This is a genomic window from Streptomyces sp. NPDC056361, from assembly GCF_042262805.1.
Taxonomy (GTDB): domain Bacteria; phylum Actinomycetota; class Actinomycetes; order Streptomycetales; family Streptomycetaceae; genus Streptomyces.
The window spans coordinates 1-15,323 of the sequence record NZ_JBHJQI010000181.1 but is presented as its reverse complement, the minus strand read 5'-3'; the positions used below and the strand labels follow the sequence as shown (position 1 = coordinate 15,323).

Below are 15,323 nucleotides of genomic sequence, written 5' to 3'. Positions count from 1 at the left end.
CGCCCTCGCCCGGGTGACCGGGCGGGGGCGGGGCCCTCTCGTACAGCTACCGCTGGTGTCAGCCCGCGAGGATCGCGCGCGCCAGCTTGGCCGTCTCGGTCGGCGTCTTGCCGACCTTGACGCCCGCGGCCTCAAGGGCCTCCTTCTTCGCCTGGGCGGTGCCGGAGGAGCCGGAGACGATGGCGCCGGCGTGGCCCATGGTCTTGCCCTCGGGCGCGGTGAAGCCCGCGACGTAGCCGACGACCGGCTTGGTGACGTTGGCCTTGATGAAGTCGGCCGCACGCTCCTCGGCGTCGCCGCCGATCTCGCCGATCATGACGATCAGGTCGGTGTCGGGGTCCGCCTCGAACGCCGCGAGGGCGTCGATGTGCGTGGTGCCGATGACCGGGTCGCCACCGATGCCGACGGCCGACGAGAAGCCGATGTCACGGAGCTCGTACATCATCTGGTACGTCAGCGTGCCGGACTTCGAGACCAGGCCGATGCGGCCCGGCTTCGTGATGTCGCCCGGGATGATGCCGGCGTTGGACTGGCCCGGGGTGATGAGACCGGGGCAGTTCGGGCCGATAATGCGGGTCTTGTTGCCCTTCGACTGCGCGTACGCCCAGAAGGCGGCGGAGTCGTGGACGGCGATGCCCTCGGTGATGACGACGGCCAGCGGGATCTCGGCGTCGATCGCCTCGACCACGGCGGCCTTCGCGAAGGCCGGCGGGACGAAGAGGACCGAGACGTCGGCGCCGGTCTCCTTCATCGCCTCGGCGACGGAGCCGAAGACCGGGACCTCGGTGCCGTCGAAGTCGACGGTCGTGCCGGCCTTGCGCGGGTTCACGCCACCGACGATGTTGGTGCCGTCACCCAGCATGAGCTTGGTGTGCTTCATGCCCGTGGCACCGGTCATGCCCTGGACGATGACCTTGCTGTCCTTGGTCAGGAAGATAGCCATGGTGTTCTGACCTCGTCCCTTACTTCGCAGCCGCGAGCTCGGCGGCCTTGTCGGCCGCGCCGTCCATGGTGTCCACGCGCTGCACGAGCGGGTGGTTCGCGTCCGACAGGATCTTGCGACCCAGCTCCGCGTTGTTGCCGTCGAGGCGCACGACCAGCGGCTTGGTGACCTCTTCGCCCTTCGAGGCGAGGAGCTCCAGAGCCTGGACGATGCCGTTGGCGACCTCGTCACAGGCGGTGATGCCACCGAAGACGTTGACGAACACGGACTTGACGTCCGGGTCGCCCAGGATGATCTCCAGGCCGTTCGCCATGACCTCGGCGGAGGCGCCGCCACCGATGTCGAGGAAGTTGGCCGGCTTCACGCCGCCGTGGTTCTCACCGGCGTACGCGACGACGTCCAGGGTCGACATGACCAGACCGGCACCGTTACCGATGATGCCGACCTCGCCCTCGAGCTTGACGTAGTTGAGGTTCTTGGCCTTGGCGGCAGCCTCGAGCGGGTTGGCTGCGGCCTTGTCCTCGAGCGCCTCGTGCTCGGGCTGACGGAAGTCGGCGTTCTCGTCGAGAGACACCTTGCCGTCCAGGGCCAGGATGCGGCCGTCCTTGGTCTTCACCAGCGGGTTGACCTCGACGAGGAGCGCGTCCTCGGCGACGAAGGTCTTCCACAGGGTCACCATCGCCTCGGCGACGCCCTCGGCCACGTCGGCCGGGAACTTCGCCAGGGCCACGATCTCGCGGGCCTTCTCGATGCTCACGCCGTCGACGGCGTTGACCGGGACCTTCGCGAGGGCCTCGGGGGTCTTCTCCGCGACCTCCTCGATGTCCATGCCGCCCTGCACCGAGGCCATGGCCAGGAAGGTGCGGTTGGTGCGGTCGAGGAGGTACGAGACGTAGTACTCCGCCTCGATCTCCGGGGACAGCTCGGCGATCATCACCTTGTGGACCGTGTGGCCCTTGATGTCCATCCCGAGGATGTCCGTCGCGCGGGCGACGGCCTCGTCCGCGTCGGCGGCCAGCTTCACGCCGCCGGCCTTGCCGCGGCCACCGACCTTCACCTGCGCCTTGACGACCGACTTGCCGCCAAGACGCTCGGTGGCCTCGCGCGCCGCCTCAGGCGTGTCGATGACTTCACCGGCCAGCACCGGTACACCGTGCTTGGCGAAGAGGTCCCTCGCCTGGTACTCGAACAGGTCCACGCGCGTCCGTCCCTTTTCTGATGATCGCGGTTCGTTGTCTGCGTGGGCGTGCCGCGAAGGGCAACGTGACTGCGCTGTCACAAGGGAGGCGTGCACGGAGTCCGTGGACGCGGCATGTCCGTCTCGCAGGTTATCCCCGAGGGCCGTAGGTCCCTAAATCGCAGGTCACAACGGAGCGGTGATACGGGTCACAGATCGTAGGGGCCGAAGGGCGTTCCGTAGGGGGCGGGAGGTACCGACGTGCGGCGCTCACGGCAGGCGGGGCCTGGTCTCCCGACCCCTCACGACGCGCCCGAACCCGAAGTGAGGGCCTCCCCGAGCCTCATGTGATATGGGACTCAGTCCACCCCCACACACCCGTGCGGGTGGTCCCGAGCCTGCGGAATCCGCACCCGCACATGCGACCCACGACCACGGATTCCGCACCGGGACGGGTCCCACAGGGGGAGCCGGGGACGGGCCGGGGCGGGTCCCGCGGGATCGGGGTCGGGGTCGGGCCGAGGCGGGTCCCGGTGGGATCGGGATCGGGGTCGGGCCGAGGCGGGTCCCGGCGGGATCGGGGTCGGGCCGGGGTCAGGTCGTGGGGATCGGCAGGGGGCGCTTCTCCAGGGCCGCGGCCATGATCTCCGGGAAGAGGTCGGGGGTGCAGGCGAAGGCCGGGGCGCCGAGCGCGGCGAGCGCCGCCGCGTGGTCGCGGTCGTAGGCGGGCGCGCCCTCGTCGGAGAGCGCGAGCAGCGCCACGAACTGGACGCCCGAGGCCTTCATCGCCGCGACCCGCTTCAGCATCTCGTCGCGGATGCCCCCCTCGTACAGGTCGCTGACGAGGACCACCACGGTGTCGGCGGGCCGGGTGATCCGGGACTGGCAGTACGCGAGCGCGCGGTTGATGTCGGTGCCGCCGCCGAGCTGGGTGCCGAAGAGGACGTCGACCGGGTCGTCGAGCCGGTCGGTCAGGTCGACGACGGCCGTGTCGAAGACGACGAGCCGGGTCGCGAGCGACCGCATCGACGCGAGGACCGCCCCGAACACGGAGGCGTGGACGACGGAGGCGGCCATCGAGCCGGACTGGTCGATGCAGAGCACCACCTCCTTCTTCACCGCCCGGGACGCGCGCCCGTGGCCGATCAGCCGCTCGGGGACGACCGTGCGGTGCTCGGGCAGGTAGTTCCCGAGGTTGGCGCGGATGGTGCGGTCCCAGTCGATGTCCCGGTGGCGGGGGCGGCTGATCCGGGCGGACCGGTCGAGCGCGCCGGTGAGCGCCGCCCTCGTACGGGTGGCCAGGCGCTTCTCCAGGTCCTCGACGACCTTCCGCACCACGACCCGCGCGGTCTCCCTGGTCGTCTCGGGCATCGCCTTGTTCAGCGACAGCAGCGTGCCGACGAGGTGCACGTCGGCCTCCACGGCCTCCAGCATCTCCGGCTCCAGGAGGAGCGTGGCCAGGCCGAGCCGCTCGATCGCGTCGCGCTGCATCACCTGGACGACCGAGCTGGGGAAGTACGTACGGATGTCCCCGAGCCAACGGGCGACGGAGGGCGCCGAGGCACCGAGCCCCGCCGAGCGGTCCCTTCCTCCACGGTCACCGCTTCGCCCCGCCCGGTCGTAGAGCGCGGTGAGCGCACCGTCCATCGCCGCGTCGGCGCCGGCCAGCGCCCTGCCGGTCCCGTCGGCCTCCCCACCCCCCAGGACCAGCCGCCAGCGGCGGAGCCGCTCGTCGTCCGCAGCGGGGTCAGGCCGGGGCAGGTCCGTGTCGGCGGGATCCGCGCCGGGGGGATCCGTGCCGAGGAGATCCGTCCCGGTGGGATCTGCCCCGGTGGGATCTGCCCCGGCGGGTTCCGTCCCGATGAGGTCCGTCCCGGTGACCGCGGCGGTGCCGGTGGCGATGGGCGCGGCGGTGCTCCTGTCGGTGGTCATGTGCGGGCCTCCGTGCCGAGGACGAGGTGAAGGAGGGGCAGGACGCCGTCGGCCCGCTCCCGGTCGAGGCCGGTGGCGAAGCCGGGGATGTCGCCTGGCGCCGGACGGTCCCCCGCCGCGGAGCGCGGGCCCCGAGCGACCAGCTCGCCGAGGGTGCGGCGGACACCCGGCTCGTATCCGGAGAAGGTGCGGCGCAGCAGCGGCAGCACGTCGGTGAACGCCCCTGCCGGTACGGACGTGAGCCAGGCGTCGACCAGACCGAGCAGCCGCTCGTCGTGGACGAGGAGCAGTCCGCCACCGGACGCCCCGCCGGCGAAGCCTTCGATCCACGCCGCTGCGTCGGACGGCGGAGTGCCCGGCGACAGCGCGCGACTCATGAGCGGTGCCGCCTCGTCGCCACCGAGCCGCCCCTCGTCCAGGAGGATCCGAGCGGCCCTGCCCCGCAGCACCCCCGGTGTCCGGTCCCGATCGGCAAGCCGCCGCAGCGTCCCGGCCCAACGATCGGCGAGCCCGCCACCGGACGACACGTCCGGCGACGCGGTACTGGCGGGGATGGCGGTGCTGCCGGTACCGCCGGTACCGCCGGTGCTGCCGGTACCGGCAGCACTGCGCGGGTCCGGCGTAACGGGTTCCGGGGTGGCGGGTTCCGCGCCGGCGGGCTCCGGGTCGGTGGGTGTCGTGGTGCGGTCGGAGAGGAGGCCGATCGCGGTGTGGACGGCGTCGAGCCGGTCACGCATCTGGGTGGCGGCGTCGGTGTCGAGGCCGGCGCAGGCCGGGGGCAGGCCGACGCAGATGCGTTCGGCGAGTCCCGCGGCGACCTCGGCGAGGGCCGCCGTGCCGGTGCCGCGGACGTCGCCGTAGCGGAGGGAGCGGGCGAGGGCCGGGAGGGCCTGGGCGAGGTGGGCGACGTCGGTGTCGAGCGCCGCGCGATCGGCGAGCGCGCGCATGACGACGGGGAGCGCGTCGGTGAGTCCGGCGAGGAGGCAGTGCTCGGCGAGGGCGGTGATGTCGGCGAGGGCGGTTGCCGACAGGGCCCGGGCCTCGGCCTTGGCGGTGGCGGCGGCCTCGACGGTGGTGCCCCAGACGCCGGCCTCGGCGACCTGGACGTGCAGTTCGGGCTCCCAGCGCAGCCGCCAGGTCTCGCGGAAGGTGCCGGTGCCGGCCCGTCCGGCGGCCGGTTCGCCCCAGCCGACGCCGAGGAGCCGCAGGCGGTGCAGCAGTCGGCTGCGGTCGCCGTCCGTCTCCTTGCGCAGGTCGAGTTCGAGCTCGCGCTCCTGTGCCTCGGGCTTGAGGCGCAGGGTGCGCTGGCGGCGGCTCAGGTCCCTCTGGAGGGGGACGGCGGGGGCGCCGGTCGGGACCTCGCCGAGGACGTCGCCGATGACGAGGCGGTCCCTGACGAGGTCGAGCGGCACGTCGGAGCCCTCGCAGAGGACGGCGCGGACGGCGTCCGTGGTCTCGTCGAGGCCGGGGAGCGGCCGGCCGCGCAGGGCGGCGAGGGTCTCGGCGAGCCGGACGGCCTCGATGACGTCGGCGGTGGAGACCGGGTGGTCCTCGGCCCTGAGGAGCCCGGCGACCTTGGTCATCCAGCGCTCGACGGGCCGGTCGGGTGCGGCGAAGAGGTGTCCGTACCAGCCGGGGGCCTCGATGCCGGCGCCGTACCCGGAGCGCCGGGCGAGCCTGCGGTGGGTCCAGGGGACCCAGGTCGTCTCGGTCCGTACCTTGGGCAGGCCCTTGAGGAGGGCCCGGTCGGCGGTGACGGTGGTCTTCCGGGCGAGGGCGGGGACGTGCCAGGCGCCGCAGACCACGGCGATGTCGTCGCCGAACTCCTTGCGGGCGGCCCGTACCCGGAGTCGCATGTGGGCCTCGCGGACGAGGTCGCGGGGGTGGCCGCCGTGGCCGTACGTCTCGCGCAGGGCGCCCATCGCCTCGGCGAGGGCCTCGAACGGGGCGGTGGGGTCGTCGGCTCCGCGGAGTTCGACGGCGTCCTCCCACCAGTGCTCGGCGTCCTCGTACCCGGCGGCCCGGGCGAGTTCGGCGACGGGGTCGATCGGCGGCCCGCCGCCGGCGACCGCGTCCTCGCTGTCGTCCCAGGTCGGGTCGGCGGCGGCGGCGAGGGTGTGTGCGGCGGGCAGGTCGACGAACCGGACGGCGGCGCCCCGGTCCAGTGCCCAGCGGATCGCGACCCATTCGGGCGAGAACTCCGCCATGGGCCAGAACGCGGCCCGTCCCGGGTCGTCCACGGCGTGCGCGAGCAGGGCGACGGGGGGCCGCATGTCCTCCTCCCCCGCCAGGGCGACGAGTGCGTCGGCCTCGGCGGGCCCCTCGACGAGCACGGCCGCGGGCTTCTCGGCTTCCAGCGCGGCGAGCACCCCCCGCGCGGATCCGGGTCCGTGGTGCCGCACCCCGAGGAGCAGCGGCCGGTCGCGCCGCCGTTCCGCCCCGGCCGGGTACGCGGCGCTGACCGTGCCCGTCGTCCGGGTCCCGGCCGGGTGCGCGACGCGGTCGGTGCCCGTCGTCCGGGTCCCGGCCGGCGGCGTGGCGGTGGCCGTCATGCGCTCACCTCGCGGCAGGCGCGGTAGAAGTCCTTCCAGCCGTCTCTCTCCCTGACGACCGTCTCCAGGTACTCCTGCCAGACGACCCGGTCGGCCGCCGGGTCGCGGACGACGGCGCCGAGGATGCCGGCGGCGATGTCCGCGGGGCGCAGGACGCCGTCGCCGAAGTGGGCGGCGAGGGCGAGCCCGCCGGTGACGACGGAGATGGCCTCGGCCGTGGAGAGCGTCCCCGAGGGGGACTTGACCTTCGTCCGCCCGTCGGTGGTGACCCCGTCCCGCAGTTCGCGGAAGACGGTGACGACGCGGCGGATCTCGTCGACTCCCGCGGGCAGGGCCGGCAGTTCCAGGGAGCGTCCGAGCTGCTCGACGCGGCGCGTGACGATGTCGACCTCGACCTCGGGGGTCGCGGGCAGCGGCAGCACCACCGTGTTGAAGCGGCGGCGGAGGGCGCTGGAGAGTTCGTTGACGCCGCGGTCGCGGTCGTTGGCGGTGGCGATCAGGTTGAAGCCGGGGACGGCCTGCACTTCCTGGCCCAGTTCGGGGATGGGCAGCGTCTTCTCGGACAGGATCGTGATGAGCGAGTCCTGGACGTCGGCGGGGATGCGGGTGAGCTCTTCGACGCGGGCGGTCATGCCCTGCGCCATCGCGCGCATCACGGGGCTCGGCACGAGGGCGTCGCGGTCGGGTCCGTGGGCGAGGAGCCGGGCGTAGTTCCAGCCGTACCGGACGGCTTCCTCGGGGGTTCCGGCGGTGCCCTGGACGAGGAGGGTGGAGTCGCCGCTGACGGCGGCGGCGAGGTGCTCGGACACCCAGGTCTTGGCGGTGCCGGGGACGCCGAGCAGGAGGAGCGCGCGGTCGGTGGCGAGGGTGGTGACGGCGACTTCGACGATGCGGCGCGGTCCCACGTACTTGGGCGAGACGACCGTCCCGTCGGGGAGGGTGCCGCCGAGGAGATAGGTGGCGACGGCCCACGGCGAGAGGAGCCAGCGGGCGGGCCGGGGGCGGTCGTCGGCCGCGGCGAGCGCCGCGAGTTCGCCGGCGAAGGCGTGCTCGGCGTGCGGGCGCAGGGCCTCGGCGGTGGTCTGCGGCCGTCCCGGTCCGGTGTCCGTCTCGACACCGGAACCGGGCTGCGCGATGGTTTCGGGCACGGGCATGGATCCCCCTCCAGATCGTTCGACCTGCTGTGCGATCCACGGTGCACCATGCCACTGACAACGACCCTCCGCCGCTGGTCAGGGGCGGCGTGGGGGCCCTGTCGGGGAGTTGAGGGAGGGTCAGCCCATGATGGGCGAGACGGCGACGCAGCCGCCCGCGACGGCCTGCTCGCCCTTGGCCTCCTTGATGACCTTGCCCTGGTAGATCACCTTGCAGGTGAGGTCGGCGGGGGTGAGCGAGATCGGCATGACGGCCGGCGGCATGATCCCCTTGAGGGTGACCGTCTTCGTCCAGGGCGTGGTGGGCTTCTTCTCCGACTCGACGTGCGGTGCCATCGCGGTGCCGTCCCCGGCGTGGTAGTCGATCGAGTCGACGCCCGTGCCGCTGACCTCGTACGTGACCTCGTAGGTCTCGCCGACGGACTTGTCGACCTTGTCGGCGGCCTTCTCCGCGGCCTCCGAGCAGGCGCCGAGGCCGAGGGCGAGGCCGACGACGGCGAGGGCCGAGACGGCGGTGCGGGCGGTGCGATTCATGGCGGGGTTCCCCCAGGAACGTGGTGCAGAACGAACGGTCGGTCAGCGCAGCGAATCGCAAAGGGAGAGTAAAGTCAAATCGCTTCGCCGGAGTCGTCAGGTCGCCCGACGCGACCGTCCGCCGGAGCGGCCACACCGCCGAACTCCCAGGCCGGAGGCGTTGTCAGTGGCGGCATCTACCGTCGATGACATGAATGCCATGGGGGTGCGCTGGACGGCGGGACAGGTGCTGGCACTGGCTCCTGACGACGCCTCGCGCAGAGCGGGAAGCAAGCTCGGCACGGCCGGGCCGTGGTCCGGCACGGGCCGCGGGGAGGGCGCCGTCTGGGGCCTGTGCAAGGGCAGCGGCGGCGCGCCGTACCGAACGGTCGTCGACACCACGGGCCCCGCGTACGCGTGCAGTTGCCCCAGCCGCAAGTTCCCCTGCAAGCACGCCCTGGGCCTGCTGCTGCTCCACGCCTCGGACCCCGCGGCGATCGACGGCTCCGTCGCGCCCGACTGGGCCGGACAGTGGCTCGCGGGGCGGCGCGAGCGCGCCGACGCCGCAGCCCGGCCCGCCGGTGCCGGTGCCGGCGCTCCGGCCGCCGCCACCGCCGATCCCGAGGCCGCGCGTCGCCGGGCCGAGCGCAGGGCCGCCCGGATCACCGCGGGCGCACGGGAGTTGGAGCAGCGGCTCGCCGACCTGCTGCGCGGCGGCCTGGCGACGGCCGAGCAGAGCGGGTACGGCCTGTGGGAGGAGACGGCCGCCCGCATGGTCGACGCCCAGGCGCCGGGCCTCGCGGGCCGGGTCAGGGAGCTGGGGGCGATACCGGGCTCGGGGCCCGGCTGGCCCGTGCGCCTCCTCGAGGAGTGCGCGCTCACCCATCTCCTCGACCGGGCCTGGCTCGCCGCCGACCGGCTGCCCGCCGACGTCGCGTCGACCGTACGGACCCGGGTCGGCCTCACCGTCCCCGCCGACGGCTTCCCGGTGCGCGACCACTGGCACGTCCTCGCCCAGTACGACACGGCGGACGCCCGGCTGACGACCCGGCGGATCTGGCTGTACGGCGCGGCGAGCCGGCGCACCGCCCTGCTGCTCTCCTTCGGCGCGGCGGGCCGGGCACCCCGGCTCGCCTTCCCCGTCGGCGCGGTGCTCGACGGCGAACTGACCCCGTATCCGGGCTCCGGCCGACTGCGGGCCGAGCCGGGCGAGCACTTCGCCCCCGTCGCCGGCCCGGCCGCACCACCGCCGGGCGGCCCGGTCGGCGGGGCGCTCGACGCCTACGGCCGCGCGCTGCGCGACGACCCGTGGCTGGAATCCTGGCCCGTGACGCTGCGGGACGTCGTGCCGGCGCGCGCGGAGTACGGCTGGCAGCTCGCCGACGCGGACGGCGGCGAGGCCCTCCCGCTGACCCCCGCCGCCCAGTCCCGCCCCGGCCTCTGGCGCCTGGTCGCCCTGTCCGGCGGCGCGCCCGTGACCGTCTTCGGGGAGTGCGGCCACCGCGGCTTCACCCCGCTCGCCGCCTGGTCGCCGGATGCCCCCGGCGAGACCGTCCCCCTCCTATGACCCCCGGCGAGCCCGTCTCCTCTCCCGGGCCTCCGGGCGAGACGGCCCCCGCTCACCTGCCCCACGGCGAGACCGCCCCCGCTCACCTGCCTCCCGGCGAGACCGTCCCCTCCCCCTTGCCCCACGGCGAGACCGTCCCCTCTTCTACGCCCCCCGGCCACCGCACACCGCCCGCCCGGAGGAACCCGATGGACACCACCACGACCGCCTCCGCCCCGCGCGCGGGGCGACCCGAAGTCACCGACGACGCTGCCCGCGCGTGGGAGGAGCTCGTCACCTCGGCGCTGCTCGGTACGGATCGCCGGCCGCCGGCCGCACTGGCGGGAACGGCGGCCGGGAGCCTGCCGGGGGCGCTGCTCGACGAGGCCGCGCTGCACACCGTACGGCGCAGGGCGGGGCTGCGGCCCGGGGCTGCCGTGGCGCCGCCGGAAGCCGCCCCGCGGGATCGCCGCAGGACGCTTCCTGCAGCCGCCGGGACCCGGCTGGAGCAGCTGCTCGCGGGACGGTCCGCACCTTCGCCCGCCGGTCGGCGGGGCGCCGCCCCCGACCTCGCCGAACTGCTGCCCCAGTGGCTGGCCCTGGCGAACGACCTCGGGTACAAGGCGCCGCCCGCCGCGCTGCCCGGGCTGCTCGACGCGGCCAGGGCCCGCACCGATCTGCGGCCCCAGGCGCTGCGGCTCGCCGGGCCGCGCGGCCTGTGGCTGGCCCGGCTCAACCCCGAGTGGAGGTTCGCCCTGCGGGGCACCGCCGCGGGCGGCGGCATGCCGTCCCCGGAGGACACGGAAGGGGTCCGCGCCCTGTGGGACGAGGGCCTGTTCGCCGAGCGGGTGGCCCTGCTCTCCGCCGTACGGACGGGCGACCCGGCCGCCGGGCTCGCCCTCCTCGCCTCGACCTGGACCGCCGAGCGGGCGGAGGACCGGCTGATGTTCATCGATTCGCTGCGGACCGGACTCTCCGACGCGGACGAGGAGTTCCTCGAGGCGGCCCTCTCCGACCGCAGCCGCAACGTCCGGGCCATCGCCGCCGAGCTGCTCTCCGCCCTGCCCGCCTCCGCGCTCGCGGGCCGGATGGCCGGCCGGGCCGCCACCTGCGTCGGCCTCGACCGGACGGCGGGGTCGCCCACGATCGCCGTCGAGGCTCCGCACGAATGCGACGCGGCGATGCAGCGGGACGGCCTGGTGGCGACCCCGCCCGCCGGGCGCGGCGAGCGCTCCTGGTGGCTGGGCCAGCTCGTCGAGGCGGCGCCGCTGTCCTGCTGGCCCGCCAGGTTCGGCGGACGCTCCCCCGAGGAGATCGTGGCCCTGCCGGTCGCCGACGACTGGCAGGCCGAGCTGCACGCGGCCTGGTGCCGGGCGGCCGTACGGCAGCGGGACGCGGCCTGGTCGCGCGCGCTGCTCGGCTCCCCCGCGGCTCCGCCCGCGACCGGCCCGGGGACGTCGTCGCTGGCCGAGCGCGGCCGGCTCCTGTCGATGCTGCCCACGGAGGAGCGGGCGCGCTGGGTCGCCTCGTTCGTCGCCGCGCACGGCCTGTCGGAGGCGTTCCAACTGCTCGGCGTCTGCGCCGTGCCCTGGGCGGAGCCGCTCGGCGCCGCGGTGATCGACGCCCTCGACATCGCCCGGGACGCGGGCAGTTACCCATGGAGCTTCAGCGGGGTGATGGGTTTGGCGGAGCGTTGCCTCGACCCGGCCGCGGCACGGCAACTGGAGTCCCTGACCGCGCTTCCCGACGAGGCGGACGACGTCGCACCCGGCGCGGGCGGCTACTGGTCCGAGGCCTTCCAGCGCCTGGTGTCCACCCTCCGGCTGCGCGCCGCGATGCGCGCCGAGCTCACCGGGGAGCACGTGGGCGCGGACGCGGCGCACGGCAGCCGACGGCGTACGTGAGGGCGGCCCCGGCCTGAACGTGGTGGAAAAGCCGAAGGGCCCTTCCGCCGCGGAAGGGCCCTTCGGTGAGGTACGGACGGCGTGTCGCGGCTACGCGGCCACGCGCACGTTCGCGTTCACCCAGTCCACGATGGACGCCGTCGTCGCGCCCGGCGTGAAGATCTCCGCCACGCCCTTCTCCTTCAGCGGAGGGATGTCGGCGTCCGGGATGATGCCCCCGCCGAAGACCTTGATGTCCAGCGCGTCGCGGTCCTTGAGCAGCTCGAGGACCTTCACGAAGAGCGTGTTGTGCGCTCCCGAGAGGATCGACAGGCCGATCGCGTCGGCGTCCTCCTGGATGGCGGTGTCGACGATCTGCTCGGGCGTCTGGTGCAGCCCGGTGTAGATGACCTCCATACCGGCGTCGCGGAGTGCCCGCGCGATCACCTTCGCGCCACGATCGTGGCCGTCGAGACCCGGCTTGGCCACCACCACGCGGATCGGACCGGCTCCACCCATCACTGCCTCCACATGCGACCCCCGGGCCTCGTTGCCGGGGAGGTGAACGAACGTTATCCCCAGCATCTCGCACGCGGCAGTTTCGCGGTGCCCGGGGAGGGGGAAATCACACGTTGGGACATGTTCGCTCTGCGCCGTTCCCCGCTTTCGGGCCCTCCTCCTGGGCCCACCAGCCGCAAGCGGGGCCCGGTCGCAAAGGGAGCCGCGACGAGGTCGCCGCCCTCCGTGCCGCCGTCCGTACGGCGCGGGGGTGCGGCGACCGGCGTACCGTTCGGCCCCGCGCGCCGTTCGGGAGGCCGGCCATGGAGCTCACCAAGGTCACCGCCCTGATGAAGGCCACCGCCCTGGAGCTCGCCGTCCTCACCGGCCATCTCGTCCTCTACCCCTCGGGTGTCGTGGCCGAGCGGCTCTCCGCCGCCCCGCCCCCCGACTCACCGCTCGCGGGCCGGCGCCCGGTCGTCCTCCTGCACGGCTTCGTCGACAACCGCTCGGTGTTCGTCCTGCTGCGCCGCGCCCTGACCCGGCACGGCCGCGACTGCGTCGAGTCGCTCAACTACTCCCCGCTCACCTGCGACCTGCGGGCCGCCGCCGGGGAGCTCGGCCGCCGGGTGGAGGAGATCACCGCCCGTACGGGACAGCCGCAGGTCGACATCGTCGGGCACAGCCTGGGCGGGCTCGTCGCCCGTTATTACGTACAGCGACTCGGCGGCGACGCGCGGGTCCGCACCCTGGTCACGCTCGGCACCCCGCACGCCGGCACCACCGTGGCCCCGCTCGCCGACGCGCATCCGCTGGTCCGGCAGATGCGCCCCGGTTCGGAGGTGCTGCGGGAGCTGGCCGGTCCCGCGCCGGGCTGCACGACCCGGTTCGTGAGCTTCTGGAGCGATCTGGACCAGGTGATGGTGCCGGTGGAGACCGCCCGGCTCGACCACCCCGACCTCCTCGTGCACAACGTCCGGGTGAGCGGGATCGGCCATCTCGCGCTGCCCGTCCACCCGACGGTGGCCGCCGGGGTCCTGGAGGCCCTCGACGCGGACGGGCCGCAGGTCCGGGGAGCGCGCGAGGAGGAGCCGGGCGCGAGCTCGGTCGCCTGACCGCACGACACCGTTCTTCGAACGTTCCTCGAACACAAGGCCAAAGCTCCTTCCCCGAGCTGGCGAAACACGGCCGATTGCCCGTTTCCTGCGGGCATAAACCCTGCGGAAGATTGTCCGCCGCGCGTACCGCCGGGTACAGTCGCGCCACTGCTTACCCCCGGGACACCCCTCAAGGGGCCCGCCCCGAACTGGTCCTGCTGCCGAGGCGAGAGAGACGTTGGTGAACGACCAGCACCCCCACGCCGGGTACGCCGGAGACGGCGCCCACTCCACCGGCAGCTTCTCCACCGACCCGCTCTTCGGCGCCTACGCCGGCGGCCAGGCGGACCCCAGCGGCCAGTGGGACCTCGGCCAGTACGGCGGCGCCACCGGTTCGTACGCCACCACCGGCCAGTACGACCTGACAGGGCAGTACGACACGACCGGGCAGTACGACAACACGACGGGGCAGTACGCCACCGCCCCGCAGTACGACACGACGGGCCAGTACGACACCACCGGCCAGTACGACGCCACCGGGCAGTGGGACACCACGGGGCAGTGGACCGGCCTCACCTCGTACGACGCCACCGGCACGTACGACACCACCGGCGCGTACGCGACGACCGGTTACGACACCACCGGGCAGTACGACGCCACCGGCCAGTGGAACGCCTCCGCCTGGACCGAGGCGCAGCAGACCGGCCAGTACGAGACCGTCCACGCCGGCGCCTACGCCGCCCAGGGCGCGTACGGCTACGAGTCCTACGACGCCACCGGCCAGTGGGCCGCCCCCGCCTTCGTGACCGACAACGGCACCGGCAGCTACGACGCGACCGCGTGGAACCACGCGACCCCCGAGGCCGAGCCGCACGTCCCCCAGCAGTACAACCCGCTGGACGCGCCGCACGCCGAGCACGTCGCCGAGCACACCGCCGAGTTCGCGTTCGAGTACGGCGCCGAGGCGGAGACGGACGGCGCCTCCCCCGCCGCGGACGCCACCCCCGAAGTCGGCTTCGAGTCCGAAGCCGACTTCGACACGCACTTCGACACGGACTTCCACGCCGGCGCCGACGCCGACCTCGACGCCGACTTCGATGCCGATTTCGATGCCGCCGAGGGACACGGGGACCTCCACGAGCCCGAGGACGCCGAGCACCTCCCGGCCACCGACGCACCCGCCGTCGAACTCCGTACGGACTCCCCGCTCGCCGTCCGCCGCAACGCCGGAGGCAACCGCGGCCGTCGCCGTACCCCCGCCAAGCGGTCCGCGCTGCTGACCGTCGCCGTCCCCTCCGCCTGCGTCATGGGAGTCGCCGGCATCGCCGCGGCGTCCGTCGGCGGGCTGACCGGGGCCACCGAGGGCGGGCAGAAGGACAACAACACCACCCTCGCCGCGGCCGACCCGGCCTCCGTCAAGCAGGTCGCCGCCAACAACGCGCTCGACACCCAGCTCGCCGCGCTCAGCGAGGACGCCCGCGACTTCGGCGACCGCGCCAGCCGCACCCAGGAGCGCATCGACCTCCGGCTCCGCCAGGAGGCCGACAAGAAGAAGCGCGAGGAGGAAGCGGCCCGCAAGGAGGCGCTCCGCCCCAAGTTCTCGCTGCCGGTGAAGCTGCACCGGCTCAGCGCGCGCTTCGGACAGTCCGGCATCAACTGGATGTCCGTGCACACCGGCATCGACTTCCCCGTCATGACGGGCACCCCGGTCATGGCCGCCACGGACGGCACCGTCCGCACCCAGCTGAACAGCGCCTACGGCAACATGGTGATCGTGACCGCCCCGGACGGCACCGAGACCTGGTACTGCCACCTCAGCAGCGCCAAGATCCGCTCCGGTCAGGTGAAGGCCGGCGACGTCATCGCGTACTCGGGCGACTCCGGCAACTCCACCGGCCCGCACCTGCACTTCGAGGTCCGGCCGAACGGCACCCGCGCGATCGACCCGTTGGCCTGGCTGCGCAGCCACGGTCTCGACCCGACCAGCTGAGCTTCCCCCCTTCACGCGTACGGGCCCCGGCAGCAGCC

The 15,323-nt window shown here is 73.9% G+C and carries 11 protein-coding genes; 4 read left to right on the top strand and 7 right to left on the bottom strand.

All coding sequences use genetic code 11. The features are described from left to right. Positions 1–58: 58 nt before the first annotated feature. The 6 genes from sucD to ACFCY7_RS36110 form a co-directional block, all read right to left on the bottom strand. Complete coding sequence (sucD, locus tag ACFCY7_RS36135) at positions 59–943, bottom strand: succinate--CoA ligase subunit alpha (RefSeq protein WP_376490311.1); 885 nt, start codon at positions 941–943, stop codon at positions 59–61. A 19-nt stretch (positions 944–962) separates the two neighbouring features. Then, entirely contained in the window at positions 963–2,141 is a 1,179-nt protein-coding gene (gene sucC / locus ACFCY7_RS36130; protein ID WP_376490310.1) for an ADP-forming succinate--CoA ligase subunit beta, read from the bottom strand. Positions 2,142–2,714: 573 nt separating this feature from the next. Beyond that, positions 2,715–4,052 (bottom strand): VWA domain-containing protein, encoded by a 1,338-nt coding sequence (locus tag ACFCY7_RS36125; RefSeq protein WP_376490309.1) that lies wholly within the window; start codon positions 4,050–4,052, stop codon positions 2,715–2,717. Further along, positions 4,049–6,604, bottom strand: a complete 2,556-nt coding sequence (locus ACFCY7_RS36120; RefSeq protein ID WP_376490308.1) for a DUF5682 family protein — start codon at positions 6,602–6,604, stop codon at positions 4,049–4,051. Before ACFCY7_RS36120 ends, ACFCY7_RS36125 begins: the two co-directional genes overlap by 4 nt. Then, positions 6,601–7,758: an AAA family ATPase gene (locus tag ACFCY7_RS36115; protein ID WP_376490307.1), complete on the bottom strand. Its 1,158-nt coding sequence runs from the start codon at positions 7,756–7,758 to the stop codon at positions 6,601–6,603. The genes ACFCY7_RS36120 and ACFCY7_RS36115 overlap by 4 nt, the downstream gene beginning before the upstream one ends. Before the next feature lie 120 nt (positions 7,759–7,878). Further along, positions 7,879–8,292: a hypothetical protein gene (locus tag ACFCY7_RS36110; protein ID WP_376490306.1), complete on the bottom strand. Its 414-nt coding sequence runs from the start codon at positions 8,290–8,292 to the stop codon at positions 7,879–7,881. Between the two features lie 190 nt (positions 8,293–8,482). Between ACFCY7_RS36110 and ACFCY7_RS36105 the strand changes: the two genes are divergently transcribed. Together ACFCY7_RS36105 and ACFCY7_RS36100 are read left to right on the top strand one after the other, a co-directional pair. After that, on the top strand, positions 8,483–9,838 hold the full coding sequence (locus tag ACFCY7_RS36105; RefSeq protein ID WP_376490305.1) for an SWIM zinc finger family protein: 1,356 nt from the start codon (positions 8,483–8,485) through the stop codon (positions 9,836–9,838). Positions 9,839–10,026: 188 nt separating this feature from the next. Then, positions 10,027–11,721: a DUF5691 domain-containing protein gene (locus ACFCY7_RS36100; RefSeq protein WP_376490304.1), complete on the top strand. Its 1,695-nt coding sequence runs from the start codon at positions 10,027–10,029 to the stop codon at positions 11,719–11,721. A gap of 90 nt (positions 11,722–11,811) precedes the next feature. Here the strand turns inward: ACFCY7_RS36100 and ACFCY7_RS36095 are convergent, their stop codons facing one another. Then, entirely contained in the window at positions 11,812–12,219 is a 408-nt protein-coding gene (locus tag ACFCY7_RS36095; protein ID WP_367826864.1) for a cobalamin B12-binding domain-containing protein, read from the bottom strand. A 302-nt stretch (positions 12,220–12,521) separates the two neighbouring features. On the opposite strand from ACFCY7_RS36095, the gene ACFCY7_RS36090 reads away from it, so the two are divergent. Then, entirely contained in the window at positions 12,522–13,313 is a 792-nt protein-coding gene (locus tag ACFCY7_RS36090) for an esterase/lipase family protein (protein ID WP_376490303.1), read from the top strand. A gap of 223 nt (positions 13,314–13,536) precedes the next feature. After that, a complete protein-coding gene (locus tag ACFCY7_RS36085) occupies positions 13,537–15,285 on the top strand; it encodes a M23 family metallopeptidase (protein ID WP_376490302.1) in 1,749 nt (582 codons plus the stop codon). Positions 15,286–15,323: the final 38 nt, after the last annotated feature.